22 protein-coding genes and 1 tRNA gene are annotated in these 21,355 nt (G+C 61.1%); 13 read left to right on the top strand and 10 right to left on the bottom strand.

What is annotated here, in order from left to right:
* Nucleotides 1–11 precede the first annotated feature (11 nt).
* Complete coding sequence (locus ACR0D8_RS06500) at nucleotides 12–530, top strand: outer membrane protein (RefSeq protein ID WP_480645332.1); 519 nt, start codon at nucleotides 12–14, stop codon at nucleotides 528–530.
* Between the two features lie 5 nt (nucleotides 531–535).
* Here ACR0D8_RS06500 and ACR0D8_RS06495 read toward each other — a convergent pair whose 3' ends face one another.
* Both ACR0D8_RS06495 and ACR0D8_RS06490 read right to left on the bottom strand, forming a co-directional pair.
* On the bottom strand, nucleotides 536–1,723 hold the full coding sequence (locus tag ACR0D8_RS06495; protein ID WP_480645331.1) for a pyridoxal phosphate-dependent aminotransferase: 1,188 nt from the start codon (nucleotides 1,721–1,723) through the stop codon (nucleotides 536–538).
* 58 nt (nucleotides 1,724–1,781) lie between these two features.
* Complete coding sequence (locus ACR0D8_RS06490; protein ID WP_480645330.1) at nucleotides 1,782–2,126, bottom strand: MmcQ/YjbR family DNA-binding protein; 345 nt, start codon at nucleotides 2,124–2,126, stop codon at nucleotides 1,782–1,784.
* A 215-nt stretch (nucleotides 2,127–2,341) separates the two neighbouring features.
* On the opposite strand from ACR0D8_RS06490, the gene cysS reads away from it, so the two are divergent.
* The 3 genes from cysS to ACR0D8_RS06475 are packed head-to-tail and all read left to right on the top strand — an operon-like array spanning nucleotide 2,342 to nucleotide 6,152.
* Nucleotides 2,342–3,739, top strand: a complete 1,398-nt coding sequence (cysS, locus tag ACR0D8_RS06485; RefSeq protein WP_480645328.1) for a cysteine--tRNA ligase — start codon at nucleotides 2,342–2,344, stop codon at nucleotides 3,737–3,739.
* On the top strand, nucleotides 3,739–5,373 hold the full coding sequence (gene cimA / locus ACR0D8_RS06480) for a citramalate synthase (RefSeq protein ID WP_480645326.1): 1,635 nt from the start codon (nucleotides 3,739–3,741) through the stop codon (nucleotides 5,371–5,373). The genes cysS and cimA overlap by 1 nt, the downstream gene beginning before the upstream one ends.
* Before the next feature lie 2 nt (nucleotides 5,374–5,375).
* Nucleotides 5,376–6,152 (top strand): squalene/phytoene synthase family protein, encoded by a 777-nt coding sequence (locus ACR0D8_RS06475; protein ID WP_480646363.1) that lies wholly within the window; start codon nucleotides 5,376–5,378, stop codon nucleotides 6,150–6,152.
* Nucleotides 6,153–6,155: 3 nt separating this feature from the next.
* Here ACR0D8_RS06475 and ACR0D8_RS06470 read toward each other — a convergent pair whose 3' ends face one another.
* Complete coding sequence (locus ACR0D8_RS06470) at nucleotides 6,156–7,382, bottom strand: MFS transporter (RefSeq protein WP_480645324.1); 1,227 nt, start codon at nucleotides 7,380–7,382, stop codon at nucleotides 6,156–6,158.
* Between the two features lie 96 nt (nucleotides 7,383–7,478).
* Here ACR0D8_RS06470 and ACR0D8_RS06465 point away from each other — a divergent pair, with 96 nt between their 5' ends.
* From ACR0D8_RS06465 to ACR0D8_RS06450, 4 genes are read left to right on the top strand one after another with little or no spacing between them, the layout of a single operon-like run.
* Entirely contained in the window at nucleotides 7,479–8,111 is a 633-nt protein-coding gene (locus ACR0D8_RS06465; protein ID WP_480645323.1) for a DNA-3-methyladenine glycosylase family protein, read from the top strand.
* A complete protein-coding gene (locus ACR0D8_RS06460; protein ID WP_480645321.1) occupies nucleotides 8,108–8,773 on the top strand; it encodes an alpha/beta hydrolase in 666 nt (221 codons plus the stop codon). The genes ACR0D8_RS06465 and ACR0D8_RS06460 overlap by 4 nt, the downstream gene beginning before the upstream one ends.
* A 2-nt stretch (nucleotides 8,774–8,775) precedes the next feature.
* Nucleotides 8,776–9,279 (top strand): N-acetyltransferase family protein, encoded by a 504-nt coding sequence (locus ACR0D8_RS06455; protein WP_480645320.1) that lies wholly within the window; start codon nucleotides 8,776–8,778, stop codon nucleotides 9,277–9,279.
* A complete protein-coding gene (locus ACR0D8_RS06450; RefSeq protein WP_480645319.1) occupies nucleotides 9,273–9,575 on the top strand; it encodes a putative quinol monooxygenase in 303 nt (100 codons plus the stop codon). The genes ACR0D8_RS06455 and ACR0D8_RS06450 overlap by 7 nt, the downstream gene beginning before the upstream one ends.
* 10 nt (nucleotides 9,576–9,585) lie before the next feature.
* On the opposite strand, the gene ACR0D8_RS06445 is transcribed toward ACR0D8_RS06450, so the two are convergent.
* Both ACR0D8_RS06445 and ACR0D8_RS06440 read right to left on the bottom strand, forming a co-directional pair.
* The gene (locus ACR0D8_RS06445; RefSeq protein ID WP_480645317.1) at nucleotides 9,586–10,011 is read right to left on the bottom strand and encodes a VOC family protein; all 426 of its coding nucleotides are present in this window, start codon (nucleotides 10,009–10,011) and stop codon (nucleotides 9,586–9,588) included.
* A gap of 31 nt (nucleotides 10,012–10,042) precedes the next feature.
* Entirely contained in the window at nucleotides 10,043–10,648 is a 606-nt protein-coding gene (locus ACR0D8_RS06440) for a pseudouridine synthase (protein WP_480645316.1), read from the bottom strand.
* 213 nt (nucleotides 10,649–10,861) lie between these two features.
* On the opposite strand from ACR0D8_RS06440, the gene ACR0D8_RS06435 reads away from it, so the two are divergent.
* On the top strand, nucleotides 10,862–11,449 hold the full coding sequence (locus tag ACR0D8_RS06435) for an HNH endonuclease (protein WP_475160858.1): 588 nt from the start codon (nucleotides 10,862–10,864) through the stop codon (nucleotides 11,447–11,449).
* Here the strand turns inward: ACR0D8_RS06435 and ACR0D8_RS06430 are convergent.
* Complete coding sequence (locus ACR0D8_RS06430) at nucleotides 11,446–11,913, bottom strand: disulfide bond formation protein B (protein ID WP_480645314.1); 468 nt, start codon at nucleotides 11,911–11,913, stop codon at nucleotides 11,446–11,448. The two genes, ACR0D8_RS06435 and ACR0D8_RS06430, sit on opposite strands and share 4 nt — an antisense overlap.
* A complete protein-coding gene (locus ACR0D8_RS06425) occupies nucleotides 11,910–12,488 on the bottom strand; it encodes a YqaA family protein (RefSeq protein ID WP_480645312.1) in 579 nt (192 codons plus the stop codon). The genes ACR0D8_RS06430 and ACR0D8_RS06425 overlap by 4 nt, the downstream gene beginning before the upstream one ends.
* A gap of 145 nt (nucleotides 12,489–12,633) precedes the next feature.
* Here ACR0D8_RS06425 and ACR0D8_RS06420 point away from each other — a divergent pair.
* The 4 genes from ACR0D8_RS06420 to ACR0D8_RS06405 all read left to right on the top strand — a co-directional run bounded on the left by ACR0D8_RS06420 (nucleotide 12,634) and on the right by ACR0D8_RS06405 (nucleotide 17,236).
* Nucleotides 12,634–12,719: transfer RNA gene (locus ACR0D8_RS06420), tRNA-Leu, on the top strand.
* A 409-nt stretch (nucleotides 12,720–13,128) separates the two neighbouring features.
* On the top strand, nucleotides 13,129–14,097 hold the full coding sequence (locus ACR0D8_RS06415; protein ID WP_480645310.1) for a TAXI family TRAP transporter solute-binding subunit: 969 nt from the start codon (nucleotides 13,129–13,131) through the stop codon (nucleotides 14,095–14,097).
* A gap of 101 nt (nucleotides 14,098–14,198) precedes the next feature.
* Nucleotides 14,199–16,808, top strand: coding sequence for a TRAP transporter permease (locus ACR0D8_RS06410; protein WP_480645308.1), 2,610 nt, complete (start codon nucleotides 14,199–14,201; stop codon nucleotides 16,806–16,808).
* Nucleotides 16,805–17,236 (top strand): universal stress protein, encoded by a 432-nt coding sequence (locus tag ACR0D8_RS06405; protein ID WP_480645307.1) that lies wholly within the window; start codon nucleotides 16,805–16,807, stop codon nucleotides 17,234–17,236. The genes ACR0D8_RS06410 and ACR0D8_RS06405 overlap by 4 nt, the downstream gene beginning before the upstream one ends.
* Here ACR0D8_RS06405 and ACR0D8_RS06400 read toward each other — a convergent pair.
* Genes ACR0D8_RS06400 through ACR0D8_RS06390 form a run of 3 tightly spaced genes read right to left on the bottom strand, consistent with a single transcriptional unit; the run spans nucleotide 17,233 to nucleotide 21,327 of the window.
* The gene (locus tag ACR0D8_RS06400; protein ID WP_480645306.1) at nucleotides 17,233–18,279 is read right to left on the bottom strand and encodes a lipocalin-like domain-containing protein; all 1,047 of its coding nucleotides are present in this window, start codon (nucleotides 18,277–18,279) and stop codon (nucleotides 17,233–17,235) included. The two genes, ACR0D8_RS06405 and ACR0D8_RS06400, sit on opposite strands and share 4 nt — an antisense overlap.
* On the bottom strand, nucleotides 18,269–20,683 hold the full coding sequence (locus tag ACR0D8_RS06395; protein ID WP_480645304.1) for an ABC transporter permease: 2,415 nt from the start codon (nucleotides 20,681–20,683) through the stop codon (nucleotides 18,269–18,271). Before ACR0D8_RS06395 ends, ACR0D8_RS06400 begins: the two co-directional genes overlap by 11 nt.
* A complete protein-coding gene (locus ACR0D8_RS06390; RefSeq protein WP_480645303.1) occupies nucleotides 20,680–21,327 on the bottom strand; it encodes an ABC transporter ATP-binding protein in 648 nt (215 codons plus the stop codon). Before ACR0D8_RS06390 ends, ACR0D8_RS06395 begins: the two co-directional genes overlap by 4 nt.
* Nucleotides 21,328–21,355 lie beyond the last annotated feature (28 nt).

The following is a 21,355-nucleotide window of genomic DNA, read 5'->3' as shown; positions in this document are numbered from 1 at the left end:
CGGAGAGGTTTATGAAAGTCCATAAGGCCCTCATTGTCGGTTTGATGATGACCAGCGCCGCCCCGGCATTTGCCGAGGATTGGACGGGGGCTTATGCAGGATTCAGCTTTGGCTACACCGATGCCGACGGGCCAAACGGGTCCAGTGGAAACGACACCAGCTTTGGGCCTCTTATCGGGTATGACCGCGACTTCGGGAATTTTGTGATCGGCGGGGAACTGGAATACAACCGCCTGTCGCTGAACCTAGGCGACGGTGAAGGCACTCTGGACAGTATGACACGGCTGAAACTGCGCGGCGGTTACGATTTCGGGACCGCCCTTGGCTATGTCGTGATCGGTGCGGCCCGGGTGGATTCGTCGGTCGATAACGACACCGCTGCTGTCTACGGAATCGGCGTTGCCTATCCCATTGGCGAAAACTTCGTCATCAGCGGCGAGGCATTGCGGCAGGATTTCAACGATGTGACCCGGTCCGATGGCGGACTGGATTCCAACGTCTTCAATTTGCGCACAACCTTCCGTTTCTGACGGGCCTATTCCGCCGCGTGGCGGTCGGCCAGCCCGGTTGCAAAATCGCAGATCGTTCCGAGGGCCGAGACAAACCTGTCATCATCAATGGTCATCGCCACACGGATATGGCCGGCCGCCGCAAGCCCGAAACTTTCACCCGGCATGACGGCGATTGCATGGGTATCAAGAAGGGCGTTGGCGAAAGCCTCGCCGCTGAGGCCGGTGGCGCGGATGTCCAGCATCAGATACATCGCCCCCTGCGCCGGCACCAGGCCAACGGTGTTCTGGCCGGCCAGAACCTTCATCGCCAGGGCGCGTCGCCGACGGAATGGTGCGGCAATCCGCTCCTCAAGTTCGTTGCCCGCATTCAGCGCGAAACTGGCAGCATCCTGAATAAACCCCGGAACACCATAGGTCGTGTGCGTGGCCAGATTGATCAGGTGGGCAATCACCTCTTCCGGCCCGATCACCCAGCCGCATCTGGACCCGGTCATCGCATGAGACTTGGACATGGAACCCACAACCAGCGTGCGTTCGGCCATGCCTGGCAAAATGCGGGGAGAGATGTGTTCGCCGTCCCAGACCTGCGTGTCATAGACCTCATCCGAAATCAGCCACAGATCGCGGTGGTGGCATATATCGGCAATGCCTTCCAGGGTCTGGCGCGAATAGACCACCCCGGTTGGATTATTGGGCGTGTTGATCAGCAGGGAAACCGCCCCGTCCGCGGCGGCGGCAATCCGGTCGGCGCGCGGCTGAAACGCGTCTTCAGCTGTGGTCTGGATCGGTCGGGCGATTGCACCGGCGCCACGGATCGTTCCGGGATAGGTGGCGTAGTAGGGATCAATGTAAAGGCCCACGTCGCCGGGATCGCACACTGCGACATGGGTCGCGAACAGGGCGGATTGCCCGCCGGGTGTGATCAGGACATTGCTGCGCGCGGTCGGAACGCCAGTACGGGCCTGTATCCGCGCAGCAACCGTGTCGCGCAGCAGGTCCGTACCCGGCACCATCGCGTACCCGGTATTGCCCTGCCGGGCCGACAAATCCATGGCTGCAAGAATGGACGGGTCGGTGCCGATATCGTGTTCGCCAATGTTCAGCTCGGTAACCGCGTGCCCCTCGCTGATCATGCGGCGCGCACGGTAGAACACCTCCCAGCCGTCACTGCCGCCCCCGGTGAGGTGAGTGATACGCTGAGACAATTTCATGGCACGCTCCGGTCTGGTCGATTTCGCGGACAGGGCCAGAGCTTTGGCGGAAAGTCAATCAGCTTCGCGGGGGCAGGGTCGCCTGGACTTTCTTGGTCAGCGACGCCCGCACCAGATCGTAGGATGCGTTCAGCCGATGGCGCAATTCCGCGTCGTCGCAATCGAAGGGCAGGCGTATCCAACTGCGGTGAAAATAGGGGGCCTTGGTGCCAACCCCCGCATCGATCAGCATCTGGGCGGTTTCGATATCCGCTGTTTTCACGGATACGCCGTCATTGGCGGTTCCGATGCAGGCAAACATCTTGCCGCCAACCTTCCAGGCATCATGCCCGCCACCCCAGGGGTCGGACCATTCTGCGCCGGGCAGCGCTTTGCAAATCGAGTTCACGTGTTTTCGGGTCATGTCGGGATGGTGCGCCGGGTTGCGGCAGAACTCAAGCCTTGGCACAGCGGTCAGCCCATGCTAGGGGAATCTCATGAACCCGATGACCTGCATCATTACCTGCTGCATTACCTGCTGATTTACCAAGCGGGCCGGTTTCTTTCGTTTTCATCCCCGAGACAAGTTGCTAAGCCCGCGCCAACGCGCAAGCCTTTGCTGTCTTTAGGAGCCGACCGATGACGACGATCAAACTGCACAACACACGGACGCGGACGAAGGAAGATTTCGTGCCGATCAGCGCCGAAAATGTGCGGATGTATGTCTGCGGGCCCACCGTTTACGACCGCGCCCATCTGGGCAATGCCCGCCCGGTGGTGGTGTTTGACGTTCTCTTTCGGCTGTTGCGCCATGTCTATGGTGCCGACCACGTAACCTACGTGCGCAATTTCACCGACGTAGACGACAAGATCAACGCCACCGCTCTGGCCCGGCAGAAGGCCGGGGCCGGGGGGACGTTGGAGCAACTGGTGCAGGAGCGCTCGGACGAGACGATCGGCTGGTACCTGCATGACATGGGCGCGTTGGGGGCATTGGAGCCCAACGAGATGCCGCGCGCCACGCAATACATCGCCCAGATGATCGCAATGATCGAGGATCTGATTGCAAAAGGTCACGCCTATGCGGCCGAGGGGCATGTCCTGTTCGCCGTGGACAGTTGGAAAGCGCAATATGGTGCGCTGTCCGGCCGGTCTGTCGACGACATGATCGCCGGTGCACGGGTCGAAGTTGCGCCCTATAAGAAGAACCCGATGGATTTCGTGCTGTGGAAGCCATCGACCGACGAGTTGCCGGGTTGGGAATCGCCCTGGGGTCGCGGACGCCCGGGCTGGCACATCGAATGCTCGGCCATGAGCTATGAGCTGCTGGGCGCGAGTTTCGACATCCATGGCGGCGGCAACGATCTGATGTTCCCGCATCATGAGAATGAGATTGCTCAGAGCAAATGCGCTCATCCGCATGGCGAATTCGCCCGCGTCTGGCTGCACAATGAGATGTTGCAGGTCGAAGGCAAGAAAATGTCCAAATCGCTGGGTAATTTCTTCACCGTGCATTATCTGCTGGAGCAGGGCGTGCCGGGTGAGGTGATCCGGTTTGTCTTCCTGCAAACCCATTACCGCAAACCGATGGACTGGACCGAAAAGAAGGCGCGCGAGGCCGAAACGACGCTGCGCAAGTGGCGGGCGCTGACAGCGGGCATCGAGCCCGCCGCCAGCGCGACGCCCGCAGTTGTCGCCGCGCTGAGCGATGACCTGAATACGGCGGGCGCCCTGGCCGAGCTCTACCGTTTGGCGGCAGATGGCGATGCGGCGGGTCTGCTGGCGGGGGCGCAACTGCTGGGTCTGTTGTCACCGGAAATGGGGGCTTGGGCAGATACCGGCGCGGTGGATTTGTCCGCACATGCGGACAAGCTGGCCGACGCGCGGGCTGTTGCGATGCAAAGCAAGGACTTTTCGGAAGTTGACCGTCTGAAGGCGGCTTATCTGGCCGCCGGTCTGGAGGTCCGCATGGGCAAGGACGGGGTCGAACTGGTTCCGGGAGCCGGGTTCGACGCCGCCAAGCTGGAGAATGTCTGATGTCCAGAGAACGCCTCTACCTGTACGACACAACCCTGCGCGACGGTCAGCAGACGCAGGGTGTCCAGTTTTCCACGGCCGAAAAGGTGCAGATCGCACAGGCGCTGGACGAACTGGGCGTTGACTATATCGAAGGCGGCTGGCCCGGTGCCAACCCGACCGACAGCGCGTTTTTCGATGTCGCACCCAAGACAGCGGCGCGCCTGACTGCGTTCGGGATGACCAAACGGTCGGGCCGGTCGGCCCAGAATGATGACGTGCTGGCCGCCGTGATGAACGCGGGCACGCAGGCGGTTTGTCTGGTGGGCAAATCGCATGATTACCACGTGACCCAGGCGCTGGGAATTTCGCTGGAGGAGAATGTCGAGAACGTCCGGGACTCGATTGCCCATGTCGTGGCGCAGGGGCGCGAGGCGCTGTTTGACGCCGAGCACTTCTTTGACGGCTACAAGGACCATCCCGGATATGCGGTCGAGGTGTGCCGGGCCGCACTGGACGCCGGTGCCCGGTGGGTTGTGCTGTGCGACACCAATGGCGGCGCGCTGCCGGCCGAAGTCTCGCGCATCGTGTCAGAAGTGATCGCTGCGGGTTTGCCGGGGGATCGGCTGGGCATTCACACCCACAACGATACCGAAAACGCGGTCGCCTGTTCCTTGGCCGCTGTCGATGCAGGCGCCCGGCAGGTACAAGGGACTTTGAACGGGTTGGGGGAGCGCTGCGGCAATGCCAACCTGACGGCCTTGATCCCAACCTTGTTGCTGAAAGAACCTTATGCGTCGTCATTCGATATCGGTGTCGGTGAACAGGCACTGGCGGGTCTGACGCGCATCAGCCGGATGCTGGACGATATCCTGAACCGGGTGCCCAGCAAGCAATCGGCCTATGTGGGAGCATCGGCCTTTGCGCATAAGGCGGGTTTGCACGCCAGCGCGATCCTCAAAGACCCGTCGACCTATGAACATGTCGAACCGGCGGCGGTTGGTAATGCCCGTATCATTCCGATGTCAAATCAGGCCGGGCAGTCGAACCTGCGCAAGCGCCTGACCGAAGCGGGACTGGCTGTCGAAAAGGGCGATCCGGCGCTGGGGCGCATTCTGGACCGCATCAAGCTGCGTGAGGCAGAAGGCTATTCCTATGACACCGCGCAGGCGAGCTTCGAACTGCTGGCGCGCGACGAACTTGGGCAACTGCCTGAATTCTTCGAGGTAAAGCGCTATAAGGTCACCGTTGAACGGCGCAAGAACAAGTACAACAAGATGGTCAGCCTGTCCGAGGCGGTGGTGGTCGTGAAAGTGGATGGAGAAAAGAAGCTGTCGGTCAGTGAATCGCACGACGAACACGGCAGTGACCGCGGTCCGGTGAACGCACTGGCCAAGGCTCTGTCCAAGGATCTGGGGCAATATTCCCCCATATTGGACGACATGCATCTGGTGGACTTCAAGGTGCGGATCACGCAGGGCGGCACCGAAGCGGTGACCCGCGTCATCATCGACAGCGAAGACGGGCAGGGCCGGCGCTGGTCAACCGTCGGCGTCAGCGCCAACATAGTCGACGCCTCGTTCGAGGCTCTGCTGGACGCGATCCAGTGGAAGCTGGTGCGCGACTGCGGGTCGCAAACTGCGGTGGCCGAGTGAGCATTCAGTTCGACGACGACGTCAAAGCCTGTGCGGCGCTGGTTCATCGGGCGGATCCCGACCGGTTCATGGCGGCCATGGCGGCGCCGATCGCGGCGCGGGCCGTGCTGTTTCCGATCTATGCGCTGAACGTCGAGGTCGCGCGGGCCCCCTGGGTCACGCAAGAGACGATGATCGCCGAGATGCGCCTGCAATGGTGGCGTGACGCCTTGCAGGAGATTGCCGAAGGGCAAACCGTGCGGCGGCATGAGGTCGTAACACCTCTGTTGCGGGTATTGTCACCACATCTGGCGGCTATGTTGGATGAATATGTCGCTGTAAGACGTTGGGATATATACCGTGATCCGTTCGAGGATCAGGCGCATTTCGATGCCTACATCAATCACAGCGCCGGCACCCTGATGGTCGCCACGGCGCAGTCGCTTGGGTCCGCAGACGAAGCCGTGTTGCGCGATTTTGGCTATGGCGTCGGGGTGGCGAACTGGTTGCGCGCCATCCCCGATCTTGAGGCGCGTGGGCGCATTCCGCTGCTGGATGGCACGCCCGACGGCGTCCGAACGCTGGCGCAGGCAGCGTTGCAGAGGTTGCGGCGGGCGCGGTCCAGGTCATTGTCTGTGTCAAAACAGGCCCGGCCCGCTTTGTTTGCCGGATGGCAGGCGGAATGGGTGTTGCGGCAGGCAGTGGCACGCCCCGAGCGCGTCGCCGCCGGCAATCTTGCACAGGGTGAGTTGCGACGCAGAGCGACCCTGATGTGGACGGCGGCCAGCGGTCGCTGGTAGCGATCAGGCAGCTTCCTGTTCGGACGGTTTAAGAACCAGCCACAGCAGCGCACCGCCGGCCAGTGTCAGCAACGGGATCATGGCGAGGTTTACTGCGGTCCAGCCCTCGACCGGGGACCCGCCCGAGCAGTTCATCAGCCCGCCCGAGGCCAGCGACGCAACGGTCACCCCGCCAAACACAAGCAGGTCGTTCAGGCCCTGCATACGGCCACGCTCGTTCACGTCATGCGAGGCGGCCAGCATGGATGTGGCGCCGATAAATCCAAAATTCCAGCCGATACCCAACAGGATAAGGGCAACGAAGAAGTTGCCCAGTTCGACGCCCTGCAAGGCCACGACCCCCGCAGCAGCCAGAATGGCCAGGCCCAGGGCCACAATCTTTTCGACCCCAAAGCGCGCGATCAACTGGCCGGTGAAGAAGCTGGGAACATACATCGCCAGAACGTGGCTGGTGACGACGTCCGCAGCGTCATTGGCAGAGAATCCACAGCCCACGACCGCCAGCGGGGTCGATGTCATCACCAGGTTCATCAGCGCATAGGACACCATCGCGCAGATGATCGCCACCGCGATCCGGGGGGTTCTGAGCATCTCAAGCCGGGTCCGGCCCTTGGGGGCGTCTTCGGCCGGCTTCTCGGGTGTCGGGATGTCGAGGAAGAAGAACAGCGCCGATCCAAAGATATTCACCGCGATCACGGCCAGATAGGTGCCGAGAAACGGAATCACATAAGCTTCGGCTGTCAGCTTGACGATCTGCGGTCCGATTATGGCAGCCGCCAGACCGCCGGCCATGACATAGGAAATCGCTTTGGGGCGGAACGCGTCAGACGCTGTATCAGCCGCCGCAAAGCGGTAAAAGCCATGAGCGCTCATGTATATGCCGGTCAGCAGGCTGCCCAGCAGGAAGATCGGGAAGGATCCCAGATACAGGCCATAGGCCCCGACGACGCCGCCACATGCACCCGCCGTGGCCCCGACCAGAAATCCGGCGCGCCGGCCCCAGCGTTGCATGATCGCTGAAACCGGTGTGGCCGCCAACATTGACCCCAGAACGATCAGGGAAATGGGCAGGGTCGCCAGGCATGGGTTCGTGGCCAGCGACTGACCCGCCAGACCCCCAACGATGAAAATCATCGGCATCTGCGCGCCAAGCACGGCCTGCGCCGCCACCAGAACGGCGACGTTCCGCTTGGCCTGACTGTTATCCGGGGTGGCGGTGGTCATTGTCATGGGCCATGCGTATCCGCGAAATGCCAGTCGCACAAGCGGGTTGCATCTGCGACAAAGCAACCTAACGTGCATGCGACCCCATTAGCCGGAGCGTACATGTCTGTCGGACGCATCATCGAAACACCGGACTGTGTGGCCGAGGGGGCAAGATGGCTTGCCGGGGCCTGTCCGCGCATGGCTTATGCCATGCAGCAGACCGGGCCATTGCCACTGCGCCGCCGCCCTGACGGGTTTGCCCAGCTTCTCAGCGCGATTGTCAGCCAGCAGGTCAGCGTGGCCTCGGCCAATGCGATCTGGAAGCGGCTGAAAGAGGCGAAGCTGACCGGACCGCGAAAGATCATGTGGGCCACCGACGATGATCTTCGCGCCGTCGGGCTGAGCCGTCAGAAAATCCGGTATGCGCGCGCGCTGGCCGAAGCGCGTATTGATTACAACACGTTGCGGGACGTTCCTGATGAGGATGTCGTCGCAATTCTGACCGAGGTGCCCGGCATCGGCGTCTGGACCGCCGAGATTTACGCGATGTTCTCGCTGGGCCGGGCCGATGTCATTGCGCCGGGCGATCTGGCGCTGCAAGAGGCGGCGCGTATCCTGTATGACCTGCCCGAACGCCCCACTGACAAGGAATTGCGCCGGATGGCCGAAGCGTGGACGCCGTGGCGGTCGGTTGCGGCCCGTGTGTTGTGGGCCTATTACCGGGTCGCAAAAGAACGAGAAGGGATCAGATGACACGGGTTTTGAATGCGCTCAGGAAAGAGCCGGTTTCGGGCGACGCGCGCTCGGTCGTGGTGTTCGTGCATGGCTATGGTGCCAATGGGGCCGACCTGTTGGGGCTGGCTGATGTGCTGGGTGAACATCTTCCGGAAACGCTGTTCGTGGCCCCCGACGCGCCCGAACAAATCCCCGGCATGCCCAACGGGTTTCAGTGGTTTCCTATCCCGTGGATCGACGGTTCGTCCGAGGAAGAGGCGCGCCGGGGGATGGAAATGGCGGTCGAGGATTTCAACGCCTTCCTCGACGCGCTGATGGTGGACGAGGACGTGCTGCCCGAGCAGGTGGTTCTGTTCGGCTTTTCTCAGGGCACGATGATAAGCCTGTATGTCGCGCCACGCCGCGAGGACCCGGTGGCCGGGATCGTCGCCTTTTCGGGACGTCTGCTGGAACCGGACCTGCTGCCGGACGAGACTGTCAGCCGCATGCCTGTTCTGCTGGTGCATGGTGACGCCGACGACGTGGTGCCACCGCAATCGCTGCCCGAAGCTGCCGAGGCGCTTCAGGCGGCCGATTTCAAAGAAGTCTATGCGCATGTGATGAAGGGTACGGGGCATGGCATCGCCCCGGACGGCCTCAGCGTCGCGCTGGCCTTCATGCGCGACAAGCTGAGCCTTTAGCGATGATCGTGGTCCGCCCAATGATGCAAGAGGATGTGGCGCCTGCGTGCCGGATCCTCAATCAAATCATCGAAATCGGGGGGACGACCGCGATTGAAACGCCGTTCTCGGACGCCAGTTTTGCGCAGAGCTTTCTGAACGGGTCCGACAAGATATGTTGCCACGTGGCGATGGACGATCAGGGCGAGGTGGCCGGGTTTCAGTGGCTGGGAACTTATGAATCCTTGCCGGATGGCTGGGCGGATATCGCAACGTTCACCCGACGCGAACCGGCATTGAAAGGCGCGGGGCGGGCGTTATTTGGGGAAACCGCCAAACACGCGACGGCACTGGGGCTGGTGGCCATCAACGCAACTATCCGGGCCGATAACGGGCAGGGGCTGAGTTACTATGACAAGATGGGATTTGTAGACTATTCGGTGGCTTGCGGCGTTCCGCTCAGGGATGGCACTCCGGTGGATCGCATTTCCAAACGGTTTGATCTGGGAAAGGGGGCGGTATGCTGATCGTTACGGGAACTGTCGAGGTGTCGGCAGAAGGTGTTGAAAAAGCGTCCAAAGCCGCGCAGGCGATGGTCGCTGAAACCGTGAAGGAACCCGGCTGCCAGATCTATGAATTCAGCCAGATTCTGGGCCATGCCAACCGTTTCCGCGTCTACGAGGAATGGCAGGACCAGGCCGCGTTGGAGGCGCATTTCGCCACCGCGCACATGGCGGCATTTCAGGGCGTGCTGGCCGAGGTCGGCGTGACATCCAGCGATATCTACCGGATTGTCGGAGGCGAAAAGCAGCCGTTGCGCTGAGCTGCCCGGATCACGTCCAAAGATGGGATTCCGCAAACTCGACAGAGTTTCCGGCCGGGTCCCGGACATAGAGCGAGCGCACCCCATTTGGCCAGTCGAACTCGGCATCGACGGGGATGTTCCAGTCAAGCAGATGTTTGCGCATGGCGTCGATCTGCGGCCGCGTCAGAGTCAGGCAGACATGACCCGGCCCGCGCGCGCCGTGTGGGGGAACCGGCAGGTCCGGGTTTCCGGGCGGTTTCTCGGTTTCTTCGGCGTTGAACAGCAACAGGACCGACCTGCCGACGCGAAAGAAAACATGCCGGTCTGCGGCGCGCTGAATTTTCTCCAACGCCAGTACTTCACCATAGAATCGCTCTGCCGCGTCCAGATCATCGACGTATAAAGCGGCCTCAAGAATGCCCTCGGGCGCGGGTATGTCTGGCGTGACTTTCATACCCTAAGCCTATCACAAATGGGCGTTTTTGTCACCGTCGCGGGCGCCGGTCCCGCTTGCGGTGCGGGGCCGTGTTCGACTCTGGCGCGGGCAGGCTGTCCCATTGACCGGGTTCCAGACCGTCCAGCGTCCAGTCCCCGATCCGCGCCCGGATCAGGCGCAGGGTCGGGTGCCCGACCGCCGCGGTCATGCGCCGCACCTGACGATTTCTGCCTTCGCGCAGCGTCAGTTCGATCCAGCAGTCCGGGATGGTCTGGCGCACGCGGATTGGCGGGGTACGAGGCCATAATTCCGGCGGTTCGTCTATCAGCCGGGCCCTGGCGGGCCGGGTCAGGCCGTCCTTCAGCTCGACACCATCGCGCAGCGCGCTCAGCGCGGCCGGGTCCGGCAGACCCTCGACCTGAACCCAGTAGGTTTTGGCCATTTTGTGCTTTGGATCGGATATCCTTGCCTGCAACCGCCCATTGTCGGTCAGCAGCATCAGCCCTTCGCTGTCACGGTCCAGCCGTCCGGCGGGATACACGCCGGGCAGGTCGATGAAATCCGACAGCGTTTGCCGGGGCGAATCCGCATGCGCGCGATCCGTGAACTGCGGTAACACATCGTAAGGTTTGTTGAAGCGGATGAACCATGACATGGCCACCGCCATAGCCCGGCGGACACAGGCGCGCAACCTGTGGATAACTGTCACGATGTTGTTACGGATTCGGCTTAACCAGTCCCCGAGATATTGTGGAAACTCAGGGCTTGTCAGAGTTTTAACACGATATATAGTAAAGTTAAGGCCGGGGCGGGTGTTCCCCGCTCTGATGTCAAAAAAGGGCAGAGCAGAGCGAGGAGCGATTCTAAGATGGACGGAGACTTCAGGACCGAATTTGTCAGGGAGCCCGGTGCGCTGAAGCATCATCCGGCATTGGTTTTGAACGCCGATTATCGCCCCTTGTCCTATTACCCTTTGTCTTTGTGGCCCTGGCAAGAGGCGATCAAGGCGGCCTGGCTGGACAGGGTGGATATCGTGGCCGAGTATGACGAGGTCGTCCGAAGCCCGAGTACCGAGATACGAATACCGTCGGTCGTTGTCCTGAAAGACTATGTAAAACCCAGAAAGCGCGTGGCCTTCACGCGCTTTAATTTATTTCTGAGGGATGAGTTTCGCTGCCAGTATTGCGGCAGCCGCGGTGATCTGACGTTTGACCACGTTGTGCCCCGGGCCGCGGGCGGCGTGACAAGCTGGCAGAATGTCGTGGCCGCATGCAGCCCCTGCAACCTGCGCAAAGGGTCCAAATCGCTGCGGCAGGCGGGAATGTCCTTGCGCAAACCACCGCGCCAGCCGGATGCTGAAGCGCTGCGGAATATTGGCCGCAAATTCCCACCGAACCACCTGCATGACAGTTGGATCGACTTTCTCTACTGGGATGCGGAACTGGACGAGTTCTAACGGCCTGCGCGCCACGCGGCGAGCCAGACCAGAACCAGAACACCGGACAGAACAGCGTTCCAGCCAGCCATCGACAGGCCGAGCATCTGCCACGGAATGTCATCGCAGCGCACCAGCGGGGCGGACATGATCTGATCCATTAGTTCCTGCGTCGACAACCCGCCGATGTCGTCGGACGTGCAACTGGACGGGCCTTCCCACCAGCCTTGCTCGACCCCTGCGTGGAAAACGCCGATGGCCGCGGTTGTCAGCGCCGCGAGTGCGCCGAGAAGCGGCACAAATGCCAGCCGGGGCAGGGCGAGCGCGACGGCTCCGATCAGGATGGCGGCCCCGTGCGGATACCGCTGCCAGATGCACATCTTACAGGGTGCCATGCCGCCAATGTACTGAAACCCCCAGGCCCCAAGCAAAAGGGCCGCCGAACCGACTGAGGCGATCAGAACCAGTGTGTTTCTACTTGTCATAGGTATCGCACCACAAGAAATCCGCCGAACAGCAGGGTGATGAACAGCGTAAACATAAGGCCCAGCCGCTTTTCGATGAAGGCCCGGATCGGTTCGCCAAATCCCCAAAGCAGCCCGGCGACCACAAAAAACCTTAGCGCGCGCGCCAAGATCGAGGTCGCAATGAAAGTGCCCAGCGGCATTCCGGTCCAGCCGGACATGATGGTGATGACCTTATAGGGGAATGGCGTGACACCTGCGGCAAGAACGGCCCAGAAGCCGAAATCGTTAAAGCGGGTGTTGAATTCTTCCATCGCATGCGCCTTGCCCATGGATTCCAGAATGGGCTGTCCGAGGCTTTCATAGAAGAACGCCCCTATGGCATAGCCCAGCAACCCGCCCAGCACCGATGCGACAAGGGCGACGGTTGCGATCAGCCAGGCCCGAGACGGGCGCGCAATGATCATCGGTATCATCAGAACGTCCGGAGGGATCGGAAAGAACGAGCTTTCGATAAACGCCACGATGGCCAGCGCCCACAGGGCGTGCGGATGTTCGGCCAGACGGATGGTCCAGTCATAAAGCGATCGCAACATTAGGTGCAAAAACCCCGTTCTTTTGTTGAGTAAGCCAAATCACGGGGTCGGTGGAGCGTCAACCGCTGCCGGCAAAACAAACTGTATTTGGGGTGGTTTTTGCCTCTGGACCTTCCCGGTCATGGACGCTAATCCAGTGTTCGTGGCCCAAGTGGCGGAATGGTAGACGCAGGGGATTCAAAATCCCCCGCCTTCACGGGCGTGAGAGTTCGAGTCTCTCCTTGGGCACCACATCAGACCATTGAATCAGTGTTTTCCGGCGCTTTGAACGCGTGCGGTATCATTGCCCTGGCGTGAATTGCCGCGCCCGGTAAGCGGAAGTGGTTCCGGCACTGAAAGACAAGCAACACAATCTACAGCCATGATTAGGCGCGACATTCCGGCGTCTTTGCGCCTTTTGGCGTGTGACGAGGGGGAAACTTCGGAAAAATCTCTCACATTTGCGGCTGTGGCGCATCCTTCCAAGCACAGGGCTTGACAAGTGGAGTGTCTGAATGAAACGTCGAAGGTGTTGGGAGATTTTGTAATTTCAGGCGCTTGTACCTGTTGCAAGACGTTTGCGCTTGCCGTACCGGCGGGGTCCCTGGGTGGGGCCGCGGGTCGGTCTCCCATCCACCAGAAGAATTGGGAGTTCTCAAAAATGAAAAACAGCAGCAAGCTTAGCCTCGGCGCGGTCGTAACCGCCGCTCTTATGGCTCCGGCCGCGTATGCAGAAGAATTCATCACCATCGGCACCGGCGGTGTGACCGGCGTGTATTACCCGACCGGCGGCGCGATCTGCCGTCTGGTCAACAAGGGCCGCAAGGAACATGGTGTGCGGTGTTCCGTCGAATCGACCGGCGGCTCGGTCTACAACATCAACACCATCCGCGAAGGCGAGCTGGAATTCGGCGTTGCCCAGTCCGACTGGCAGTACCATGCCTATAACGGCAGCTCGAAATTCGAAGAAAACGGTCCTTTCGAAAACCTGCGCGCGGTATTCTCGGTTCACCCCGAACCGTTCACTGTGGTTGCGCGTGCCGATTCCGGCATCACCAACTTCGAAGATATGAAGGGCAAGCGCGTCAACATCGGCAACCCCGGTTCCGGTCAGCGCGGCACCATGGAAGTTCTGCTGGGCGAGATGGGCTGGACCACGGACGATTTCGAACTGGCGACCGAGCTGAAGGCAGCGGAACAGTCCGCAGCTCTGTGCGACAACCAGATCGACGCGATGGTCTATACCGTGGGTCACCCCTCGGGTTCGATTCAGGAAGCCACCACCGCGTGCGACTCGGTTCTTGTGAACGTCAGCGGCGACGCGGTTGACAAGCTGGTCAACGACAACTCGTTCTATCGTACCGCAACAATCCCCGGTGGCATGTATCGCGGTTCGGACGGCGACACCGCGACCTTTGGTGTGGGCGCGACTTTCGTGACCTCGGCGGACGTGTCGGATGACGCGGTTTACGCGGTTGTCAGCTCGGTCTTCGAAAACTTCGACGACTTCAAAAAGCTGCACCCGGCCTTCGCCAACTTGAAGCCGGAGGAGATGATCGCGGACGGCCTGTCGGCCCCGCTGCATCCGGGCGCCGAGAAATACTATAAGGAAAAAGGCTGGATTCAGTAATCCAGACCTGAAGCGGGGCGCCCGATTGGTGCCCTGCCACCCAAACCCGCGAGAAGCGGGTGAATCAGAAGGCCGCAAAGGCCGCGACGGGGAGACTATTCATGAGTTCCGACAACCAATCCAATCGTCCGCTATCCGAAGAAGAGCTACAGGATCTCGTGGCCTCGTCCGATGCGGGCGGGCGTAATCCGGTCGGAAATGTCGGAATCTTTCTGGCCATTGTTGCTGCAATCTGGTCGATCTTTCAGGTGGTTCTGGCTTCACCGCTTGCGAACTACGTGCTGCCGGGCAGCGTTGTGAACAACGCGCGGCAGTTTCATCTGGCCTTTGCCATGTTTCTGGCTTTCGCGGCCTACCCAGCACTCAAATCCAGCCCGCGTGATTATATCCCCGTTCAGGACTGGATCATGGGGCTGGTGGGCACGTTTGTCGCGCTTTACGGATATTTTTTCTACAACAAGATCGTCGATGCGGGCGGGCTTGCGGATGATACCGATAAATGGGTCGCTCTGGTCGGTCTGCTGTTGCTGTTCGAGGCCGCGCGTCGCGCGCTTGGCCCGGCAATGGCAATCATTGCGACGATATTCTTGGCGTATGTATTCTTTGGCTCTTCCGAATGGGTGCCCGAGGTTATCCGCTGGAAGGGCGCCAGCCTGAAAAAGGCGATGAGCCATATGTGGATCACGTCCGAGGGCGTGTTCGGCATCGCCTTGGGTGTGTCTACGAAATTCGTGTTCCTGTTCGTCCTGTTCGGGGCTTTGCTGGATAAGGCCGGGGCAGGGAACTATTTCATCAAGATGGCCTTCGGCGCGCTCGGCCACCTGCGCGGCGGCCCCGCCAAGGCGGCGGTTGTCGGCTCTGCCGCGACTGGTCTGATCTCAGGCTCTTCCATCGCAAACGTTGTGACCACCGGGACGTTTACCATCCCTCTGATGAAGCGTGTGGGCTTTTCCAGTGAACAGGCGGGCTCGGTCGAGGTGGCCTCATCCGTGAATGGCCAGATCATGCCGCCGGTGATGGGTGCTGCGGCCTTCCTGATGGTTGAATATGTGGGCATCTCTTATGTCGAAGTGATCACCCACGCCTTCCTGCCGGCGGCGATTTCCTACATCGCGCTGGTCTATATCGTGCACCTTGAAGCCGTAAAGCGGAACATGCCTACGCTGGGTGACCGCGACGTCCATCTGGCACGGACCATTGTGGGGATGTTGTCCTTCTTCCTGGTCTTCGCCGGGCTGTGCTATGGGTCGCAATTCCCGGTCGAAGCAGTCTCAAGTTGGGCACCATCCTCGGCGGGATTGATCCTGAGCTTGATTGTTTGCGCGGTCTATGTCGCTCTGCTGTATCTGGCCGCTCAGGTGCCGGATCTGGAACCGGACGATCCGAACGCCAAAGAGGTGACCCTTCCGATCATCGCGGACATTTACAAAGCCGGGTTGCATTACCTGCTGCCGATCATCGTTCTGGTCTATTTCCTGATGATCGAACAGAAATCGCCCGGCCTGTCGGCGTTTTGGGCCACGGCGCTGCTGTTCGTGATCCTGCTGACGCAAAAACCGCTCAAGGCGCTGTTCCGGGGGCAGAGCAACCTGTCCGCCTCGTTCAGCGACGGCGTCGTGGACCTGTGGCAGGGTCTGATCGACGGCGCGCGCAACATGATCGGCATCGCCCTGGCAACGGCCACGGCGGGTGTGATCGTGGGGACAGTTACACTGACAGGTGTGGGGCAGGTGATGGCCGATTTGGTTGAATTCCTGTCCGGCGGCAACCTGATCCTGATGCTGGTGATGGTTGGCCTGCTGAGCCTAATCCTTGGCATGGGCCTGCCAACCACGGCGAATTACATCGTTGTCAGCTCGCTTATGGCAGGTGTGGTTGTCGAACTGGGCGCACAGAGCGGGCTGATCGTGCCGCTGATCGCCGTGCACCTGTTCGTCTTCTATTTTGGCATCATGGCGGACGTGACGCCCCCCGTGGGGCTGGCGAGTTTCGCTGCTGCGGCCGTGTCGGGCGGTGACGCGATCAAGACCGGTTTCACCGCGTTCTTTTACAGCCTGCGCACCGTTGCGCTGCCGTTTGTGTTCATCTTCAACACCGATCTGCTGTTGATCGATGTCACCTGGGTCGAGGGCATTATCGTCGCGATATTTGCGACAATAGCGATCCTTGTCTTTACTGCGGGAACAATGGGTTACTTTGTGACCCACAGCCGCATCTATGAAAGCGTCGCGCTGATCTTTGTGGCCTTTGCGCTGTTCAGGCCCGACTATTTCATGGATCGCGTCGCGCCGCCTTATACCTCGGTTGAGCCTTCTGCCTTTGTCGAAACCATCGGGCAGACACCACCGGGGACCGAGGTGCGCATGGTCGTCAGCGGCCCGGATTTCGACACGCTCGAGATGACGGATACCACAGTTGTCGTCACTGTCGGCGAGGAAGAAGGCGGCGAGGCGCGCGTTGACGCGATGGGTCTGTTGCTGATCGAAGAGGACGGTCTGATCAAACTGGAGGAGCCGTTGTTTGGCACGCCCGTCGCGGATGAGCTGGACATTTTCGACTATTACGGGGATGAGGCCGTGCGCCTGACCTCGGTTAGCTTGCCATCCAGCCAGCCGCCGAAACAACTGATCTACATCCCGGCGATGCTATTGCTGGGTCTGATCGCCTTCCTTCAACGTGGCCGTGCCGCCAGACAAGAGGTGCCCGCATGACAAATTCCGTTCTTTGCGCCGTAGACATCAGCAACGGCGATCTGGATGTGAATGTCCTGAAAACCGCCGCCGATCTGGCCGAGCGGGACAGTGCCCAGCTGGACGTTGTGACCGTCCTGCCCGATTTCGGGGAAAGCTGGGTGTCAGGATTCTTCCAGCCGGATTTTCATGACAAGGCGCTTGAGGAGGCACATTCCAAACTTGTCGAAATGTGCACCGCAACTTTGGGGGCGGATCTTAATGCAAAGATCCGTCATGTGGTGGCGACCGGCACTGCCTATCAGGAGATCCTGAAAACCGCCGATGGGGCGGGCAGTGACCTGATCGTGATCGGCGCGCATAAGCCGGACCTGAAGGATTACCTTCTTGGGCCGAACGCCGCGCGTGTCGTGCGGCATTCCACCGTCTCAGTCTACGTGGTGCGCTAGGGTTCGTAGCCGGTCATCTCAAGGTAACCGCGGCCAGAATGGCTGCCTGATACGGTAACGGGGCCTTCCCAATATTCGAACCGGGTGGCCATCCACGCCGTGGGCGTCAGGGCCGAAACCTCGACATCCAACCCACGGTCGGGAAGGGTAACGCGCCATCGCACCGGTATGTCGCGATCCGCTATGTTTGCCGTATCCAACGGGGTGAACGTTGCGGACCCGTCCGCAAGGGGTGTGGCTGTGCCGTCTGCATCTATCCATGTCGCGGCGGTGAAATCCCGGCGCGCGCCGCGCAGACGAAACGCCATCAGCTTGTCACCACCCTCAAAGCTGAGCGAGAACCAGTCCCAGCCGCTTTGATCCTCTGCCAGAGGTTGCGAGGACCATTCCCGGTCCAGCCAGCCCTGACCTGTAACGGCAACTTCGCCGTCAGGCAGGTGCAACACGCCTTCGATGGTGTAGAACGGTTGCGAATAGTAATAGCTGGCCTGCCCGTCAGCAGATTTGACCGAATATCCCGCGTCGCCGTGAAACACAAATGGGCCCTGAGCGTTCAGCGTCAGGTCATAGCTGAAGTCAGTACCGCCTGCGGTCAGCATTAGCCTGTTGGGATCGGGGCCGCGCATATGCCATTCATCAATCCAGGCCTCGAACGGTTCCGCCGTCACGCCGGCCTGGCCGACCCCGTCACGCGACAGACGCTCGGCAAAGTAATGCGTCTCGGGTGTGGTCACGGCGGCGTGCCCCATCCAAAGCTGTGGGCTTTGCCAGCCCTCGGTTCTGGTGGGTTTCAGGGCAGATCGAAACAGGGTCCACTGTATGCCGTAATCACGCCCGTCCTCTCCGGTAAGGTTCGCGGTCAGATACCACCATTCGATCCGAAAGTTTGGGTGCGGGCCGTGGTCGGCTGGAAATTGAAACTGATACCCGGGTTGCGGAATGTCGAACCCCTCGGCGCTGCCGCCCAACCCGGCATAGCCCTGCGCGTGCAAGGTACCGGGCAGAAAGATCATCAGGGCAAGCAACAAGGCTTTAACGTTCATTGGCAAACACCCTCAACAAATCGGCCGGTGGCAGGCGCAACAGGCGCAGCGCGGGCAGGGCGGCGGCGATGAGCGCCGCCAGCAGGGTCAGGAAGAACAGATAGACCCAGTCCAGAGGAAACAGATACATCGGCAGCTGCCATCCGAAGGCCTGAACGTTGATAACGGCCAGCAGCGCCCAGGCCAGAACCAGCCCGAGCGGCAGTGCCAGAACCGCCGTCACCGCCGCCAGCAATACGCTGCGCAGCAACTCAAGCTGCGCCAGTTGCGTCCGCGTCAGACCCAGCGCCCAGACCGGAGCAATTTGTGGCAAGCGTTGCGTCCACAGTGTCAGCAGGCTGGTGAGGATTGCGAAGCCCGCCACGCCGAGGGTGAGGATATTCAGGGCGGAAGTGACAACGAACGTCTTTTCGAAAATCGCCATAGACTGCGCCTTCATCGCGGCCTGCTGGACTACCGCCTGTCGTGGCAGTTCGAATTGATCGCGTAAAGATTGCGCCAATTCCGATGCCTGCTCAGGGGCAACGCGAATTCCAAACCGGCGCATGTCGGCACCGGGCGCGATCCGGTCAAGCTGTGCCATGGAGACGATGGCCTGACCCGTCGGGTTCCCATAATCCGAATACACGCCGGCAATGGTCAGCGTATGGTCTGTACCAAAGCTCAGCGTATCTCCGGGCCACAGGTTCGACCGGCGGGCGAGCTGTTCGTTGATCAGCACCGCCTCACCAGCCAATACGCGGTCCCACACATTGTCGGACGAGGCGATGAGCGGCCAGTTTTGCCGGTATGTCTGGTCGTCGACGATTCCGTACAGGAAGAGTGGCCCGGTCGTGTGGGCCAGTTCGATACTGCGGATCGGCAAAACGGCATCTACCTGCGGCGTAAGCCATTCTACGATCTGCTGGCCCTGCTGGTCACTTGCGGCGGTCACATACAGTTCGGAGGTCAAACGCTGATCCAGCCAGCCCGTAAAGGTCAGGCGAAAGCTGGATACCATTGTTCCGACGCCGATATTTGCCGCCAGCGCCAGCAACAGCGCCATCAGCGCCAGCGAAAGGCCCGGCAATTGCGCCTGCATGTCCGACCAGACCCACTGGGTCAAAGGCCCGCGGGCGCCGCGCTGAAATATGGACAGGACGGTGGAGACAAGAAACGGCAGCAGCAGAGCCGCGCCGGTGAGGATACCTGCCACCATTGCAAAGCCAAAGATCAACCCGTCGAAAAGGAAAGCAATGGCAACACCGCCCGCGATCAGCGCAAGCCCCAGCAGGGCCGAGATGCGGTGACCTGCGGCCGCCTCGCGCCAGGCAAGGACCCCGGCACCTGACAGCAATGGCATGCGAGAGAGGCGATAGAGGGCGTGACCGCTGGCCACCAATGTTCCGGCCAATGCCATAGCAAGCCCGGCCAGCACCCATTGGGGCCGCAACGCCATTTGCCCGTCCACCGGCGCGCCGTACAAACCGCGCAGCGTGGCGGCGACATCGGGCAAAAGCGCACCGGCCAGAAAGAACCCAAGGATCAGGCCCAGCGCGCCACCGGTCAGGGCCAGCAAGGTCAGCTCGGCTGTGATCAGCAAGACCAGCCGCCGCATCGAGACCCCCAGCGCACGCAAGGTTCTGATCATCGGGCGCCTCTGAGCAAAGGCCAGACCGACCGTGCCCTGCACGATGAACAGCCCAACTGCAAAGGACAGCAGGCCGAATGCGGTCAGGTTCAGGTGAAAACTGTCGGTCAGCCGGGCCGTATCCAATTGCGCCGAGGCTTCGACCCTCTCCAGTTCAGGTGCGATGTCGGACAGGGGCAGGACGGATACGGGCTGGTTCGGCAATACGATCAGCCGCGATACTTGCCCGCGTCTGTCCAACAGCGTTTCGGCCACGCCAATATCGGTCAGGACAAGATCAGGGGGCAGGGCATCTGACCGTAACACCGGGGGCAGGCCGTCCTGCGCTTCGAGATACGCGGCCAGATCGGGGGTGGCCAGCAGACGGCCGGGCGATGTCAGGATGTCAGCGGGGTTCGGGGGTACTGCGCCCTGTTCGATCTGGGTAACAGCCGGAAGGGCCGGGTAGGTGACCATATCGACGCCCAGCACCTGCACCCTGCGGTTACCGATGCGCACCGGACCTTCGAGCACTGCGGCGACCTGCCACCCGGCCCGGCGCAGCTCGGCATAGCGCGAGATCGGGATCAGGCCGGACGGGTTGCGCAGTTCGTCAAACTGACCGACAGCCAGTTGGTCGCGCGCCCGGTCATAGCTGTTGCGCGCCTCGGCGTTGATGGCCTGCACGGCAGACCACAGCCCGGTTGCAAGGGCAATGCCGATCAGCAACGTCGCCAGTTGTAGCCGGTGCGCGCGCCAATGCGACAGCAAAGCTTCTATCACGGCGCGTGTCATGCGATGCGCCCGCCGGACAGATGCGCCTGCCGATCCAGCCGCGCCGCGATGTCCTGCGAATGCGTCACCAGCAGCAGCGCCGCGCCGGTATCAGCCACGAGCGACAGCATAAGGTCCAGTACCGCGGCGCTGGCGGTTTCATCCAGATTTCCGGTTGGCTCATCCGCCAGCAGCAGTTTAGGCCGAGCGGCCATGGCGCGCCCGATGGCGACACGCTGTTGTTGCCCACCGGACAGATTCTCGGGATAGCGTTCAAGAAGTTCCGCAAGACCCAGCCTGTCTGCCAGATGCGCGGTCCATTCGTGATCCAGACGACCCGCCAGCCGGGCGTGGAACGCCAGATTTTGCCCGACCGTCAGCGACGGGATCAGGTTAAACTGCTGAAACACAAGCGAAACGCTGTGCCGGCGCAGCGCGGCGCGGCCCGTGTCGTCCAAAGGCGACAGGGCGGTTCCGTCCAGCGTGATCTCACCCTGGTCAAAGCCGTCCAATGCCGCGACCAGATTCAGCAATGTGCTTTTGCCGCTGCCGCTTTCGCCGGTCAGGGCCAGCGTCTGACCCTGGTCCAGCGTCAGCGAAACGTCCCGCAGAACCGGGCGCCCGCCCGGATAGGATTTGTGAACCTTGTCGATCGTCAGCAGCATTCAAACGCCCCGGATAGTGCCCGCAACA

This window comes from Ruegeria sp. BG10 (assembly GCF_056538575.1).
Note: the sequence above shows the minus strand (reverse complement) of the source record. Positions and strands in the feature narration are given on the sequence as shown.

Coding starts and splice junctions, on each gene's coding strand:
- ACR0D8_RS06500 (WP_480645332.1), top strand. CDS start 12: ATGAAAGTCCATAAGGCCCTCATTGTCGGTTTGATGATGACCAGCGCC.
- ACR0D8_RS06495 (WP_480645331.1), bottom strand. CDS start 1,723: ATGAAATTGTCTCAGCGTATCACTCACCTCACCGGGGGCGGCAGTGAC.
- ACR0D8_RS06490 (WP_480645330.1), bottom strand. CDS start 2,126: ATGACCCGAAAACACGTGAACTCGATTTGCAAAGCGCTGCCCGGCGCA.
- cysS (WP_480645328.1), top strand. CDS start 2,342: ATGACGACGATCAAACTGCACAACACACGGACGCGGACGAAGGAAGAT.
- cimA (WP_480645326.1), top strand. CDS start 3,739: ATGTCCAGAGAACGCCTCTACCTGTACGACACAACCCTGCGCGACGGT.
- ACR0D8_RS06470 (WP_480645324.1), bottom strand. CDS start 7,382: ATGACAATGACCACCGCCACCCCGGATAACAGTCAGGCCAAGCGGAAC.
- ACR0D8_RS06465 (WP_480645323.1), top strand. CDS start 7,479: ATGTCTGTCGGACGCATCATCGAAACACCGGACTGTGTGGCCGAGGGG.
- ACR0D8_RS06460 (WP_480645321.1), top strand. CDS start 8,108: ATGACACGGGTTTTGAATGCGCTCAGGAAAGAGCCGGTTTCGGGCGAC.
- ACR0D8_RS06455 (WP_480645320.1), top strand. CDS start 8,776: ATGATCGTGGTCCGCCCAATGATGCAAGAGGATGTGGCGCCTGCGTGC.
- ACR0D8_RS06450 (WP_480645319.1), top strand. CDS start 9,273: ATGCTGATCGTTACGGGAACTGTCGAGGTGTCGGCAGAAGGTGTTGAA.
- ACR0D8_RS06445 (WP_480645317.1), bottom strand. CDS start 10,011: ATGAAAGTCACGCCAGACATACCCGCGCCCGAGGGCATTCTTGAGGCC.
- ACR0D8_RS06440 (WP_480645316.1), bottom strand. CDS start 10,648: ATGTCATGGTTCATCCGCTTCAACAAACCTTACGATGTGTTACCGCAG.
- ACR0D8_RS06435 (WP_475160858.1), top strand. CDS start 10,862: ATGGACGGAGACTTCAGGACCGAATTTGTCAGGGAGCCCGGTGCGCTG.
- ACR0D8_RS06430 (WP_480645314.1), bottom strand. CDS start 11,913: ATGACAAGTAGAAACACACTGGTTCTGATCGCCTCAGTCGGTTCGGCG.
- ACR0D8_RS06425 (WP_480645312.1), bottom strand. CDS start 12,488: ATGTTGCGATCGCTTTATGACTGGACCATCCGTCTGGCCGAACATCCG.
- ACR0D8_RS06415 (WP_480645310.1), top strand. CDS start 13,129: ATGAAAAACAGCAGCAAGCTTAGCCTCGGCGCGGTCGTAACCGCCGCT.
- ACR0D8_RS06410 (WP_480645308.1), top strand. CDS start 14,199: ATGAGTTCCGACAACCAATCCAATCGTCCGCTATCCGAAGAAGAGCTA.
- ACR0D8_RS06405 (WP_480645307.1), top strand. CDS start 16,805: ATGACAAATTCCGTTCTTTGCGCCGTAGACATCAGCAACGGCGATCTG.
- ACR0D8_RS06400 (WP_480645306.1), bottom strand. CDS start 18,279: ATGAACGTTAAAGCCTTGTTGCTTGCCCTGATGATCTTTCTGCCCGGT.
- ACR0D8_RS06395 (WP_480645304.1), bottom strand. CDS start 20,683: ATGACACGCGCCGTGATAGAAGCTTTGCTGTCGCATTGGCGCGCGCAC.
- ACR0D8_RS06390 (WP_480645303.1), bottom strand. CDS start 21,327: ATGCTGCTGACGATCGACAAGGTTCACAAATCCTATCCGGGCGGGCGC.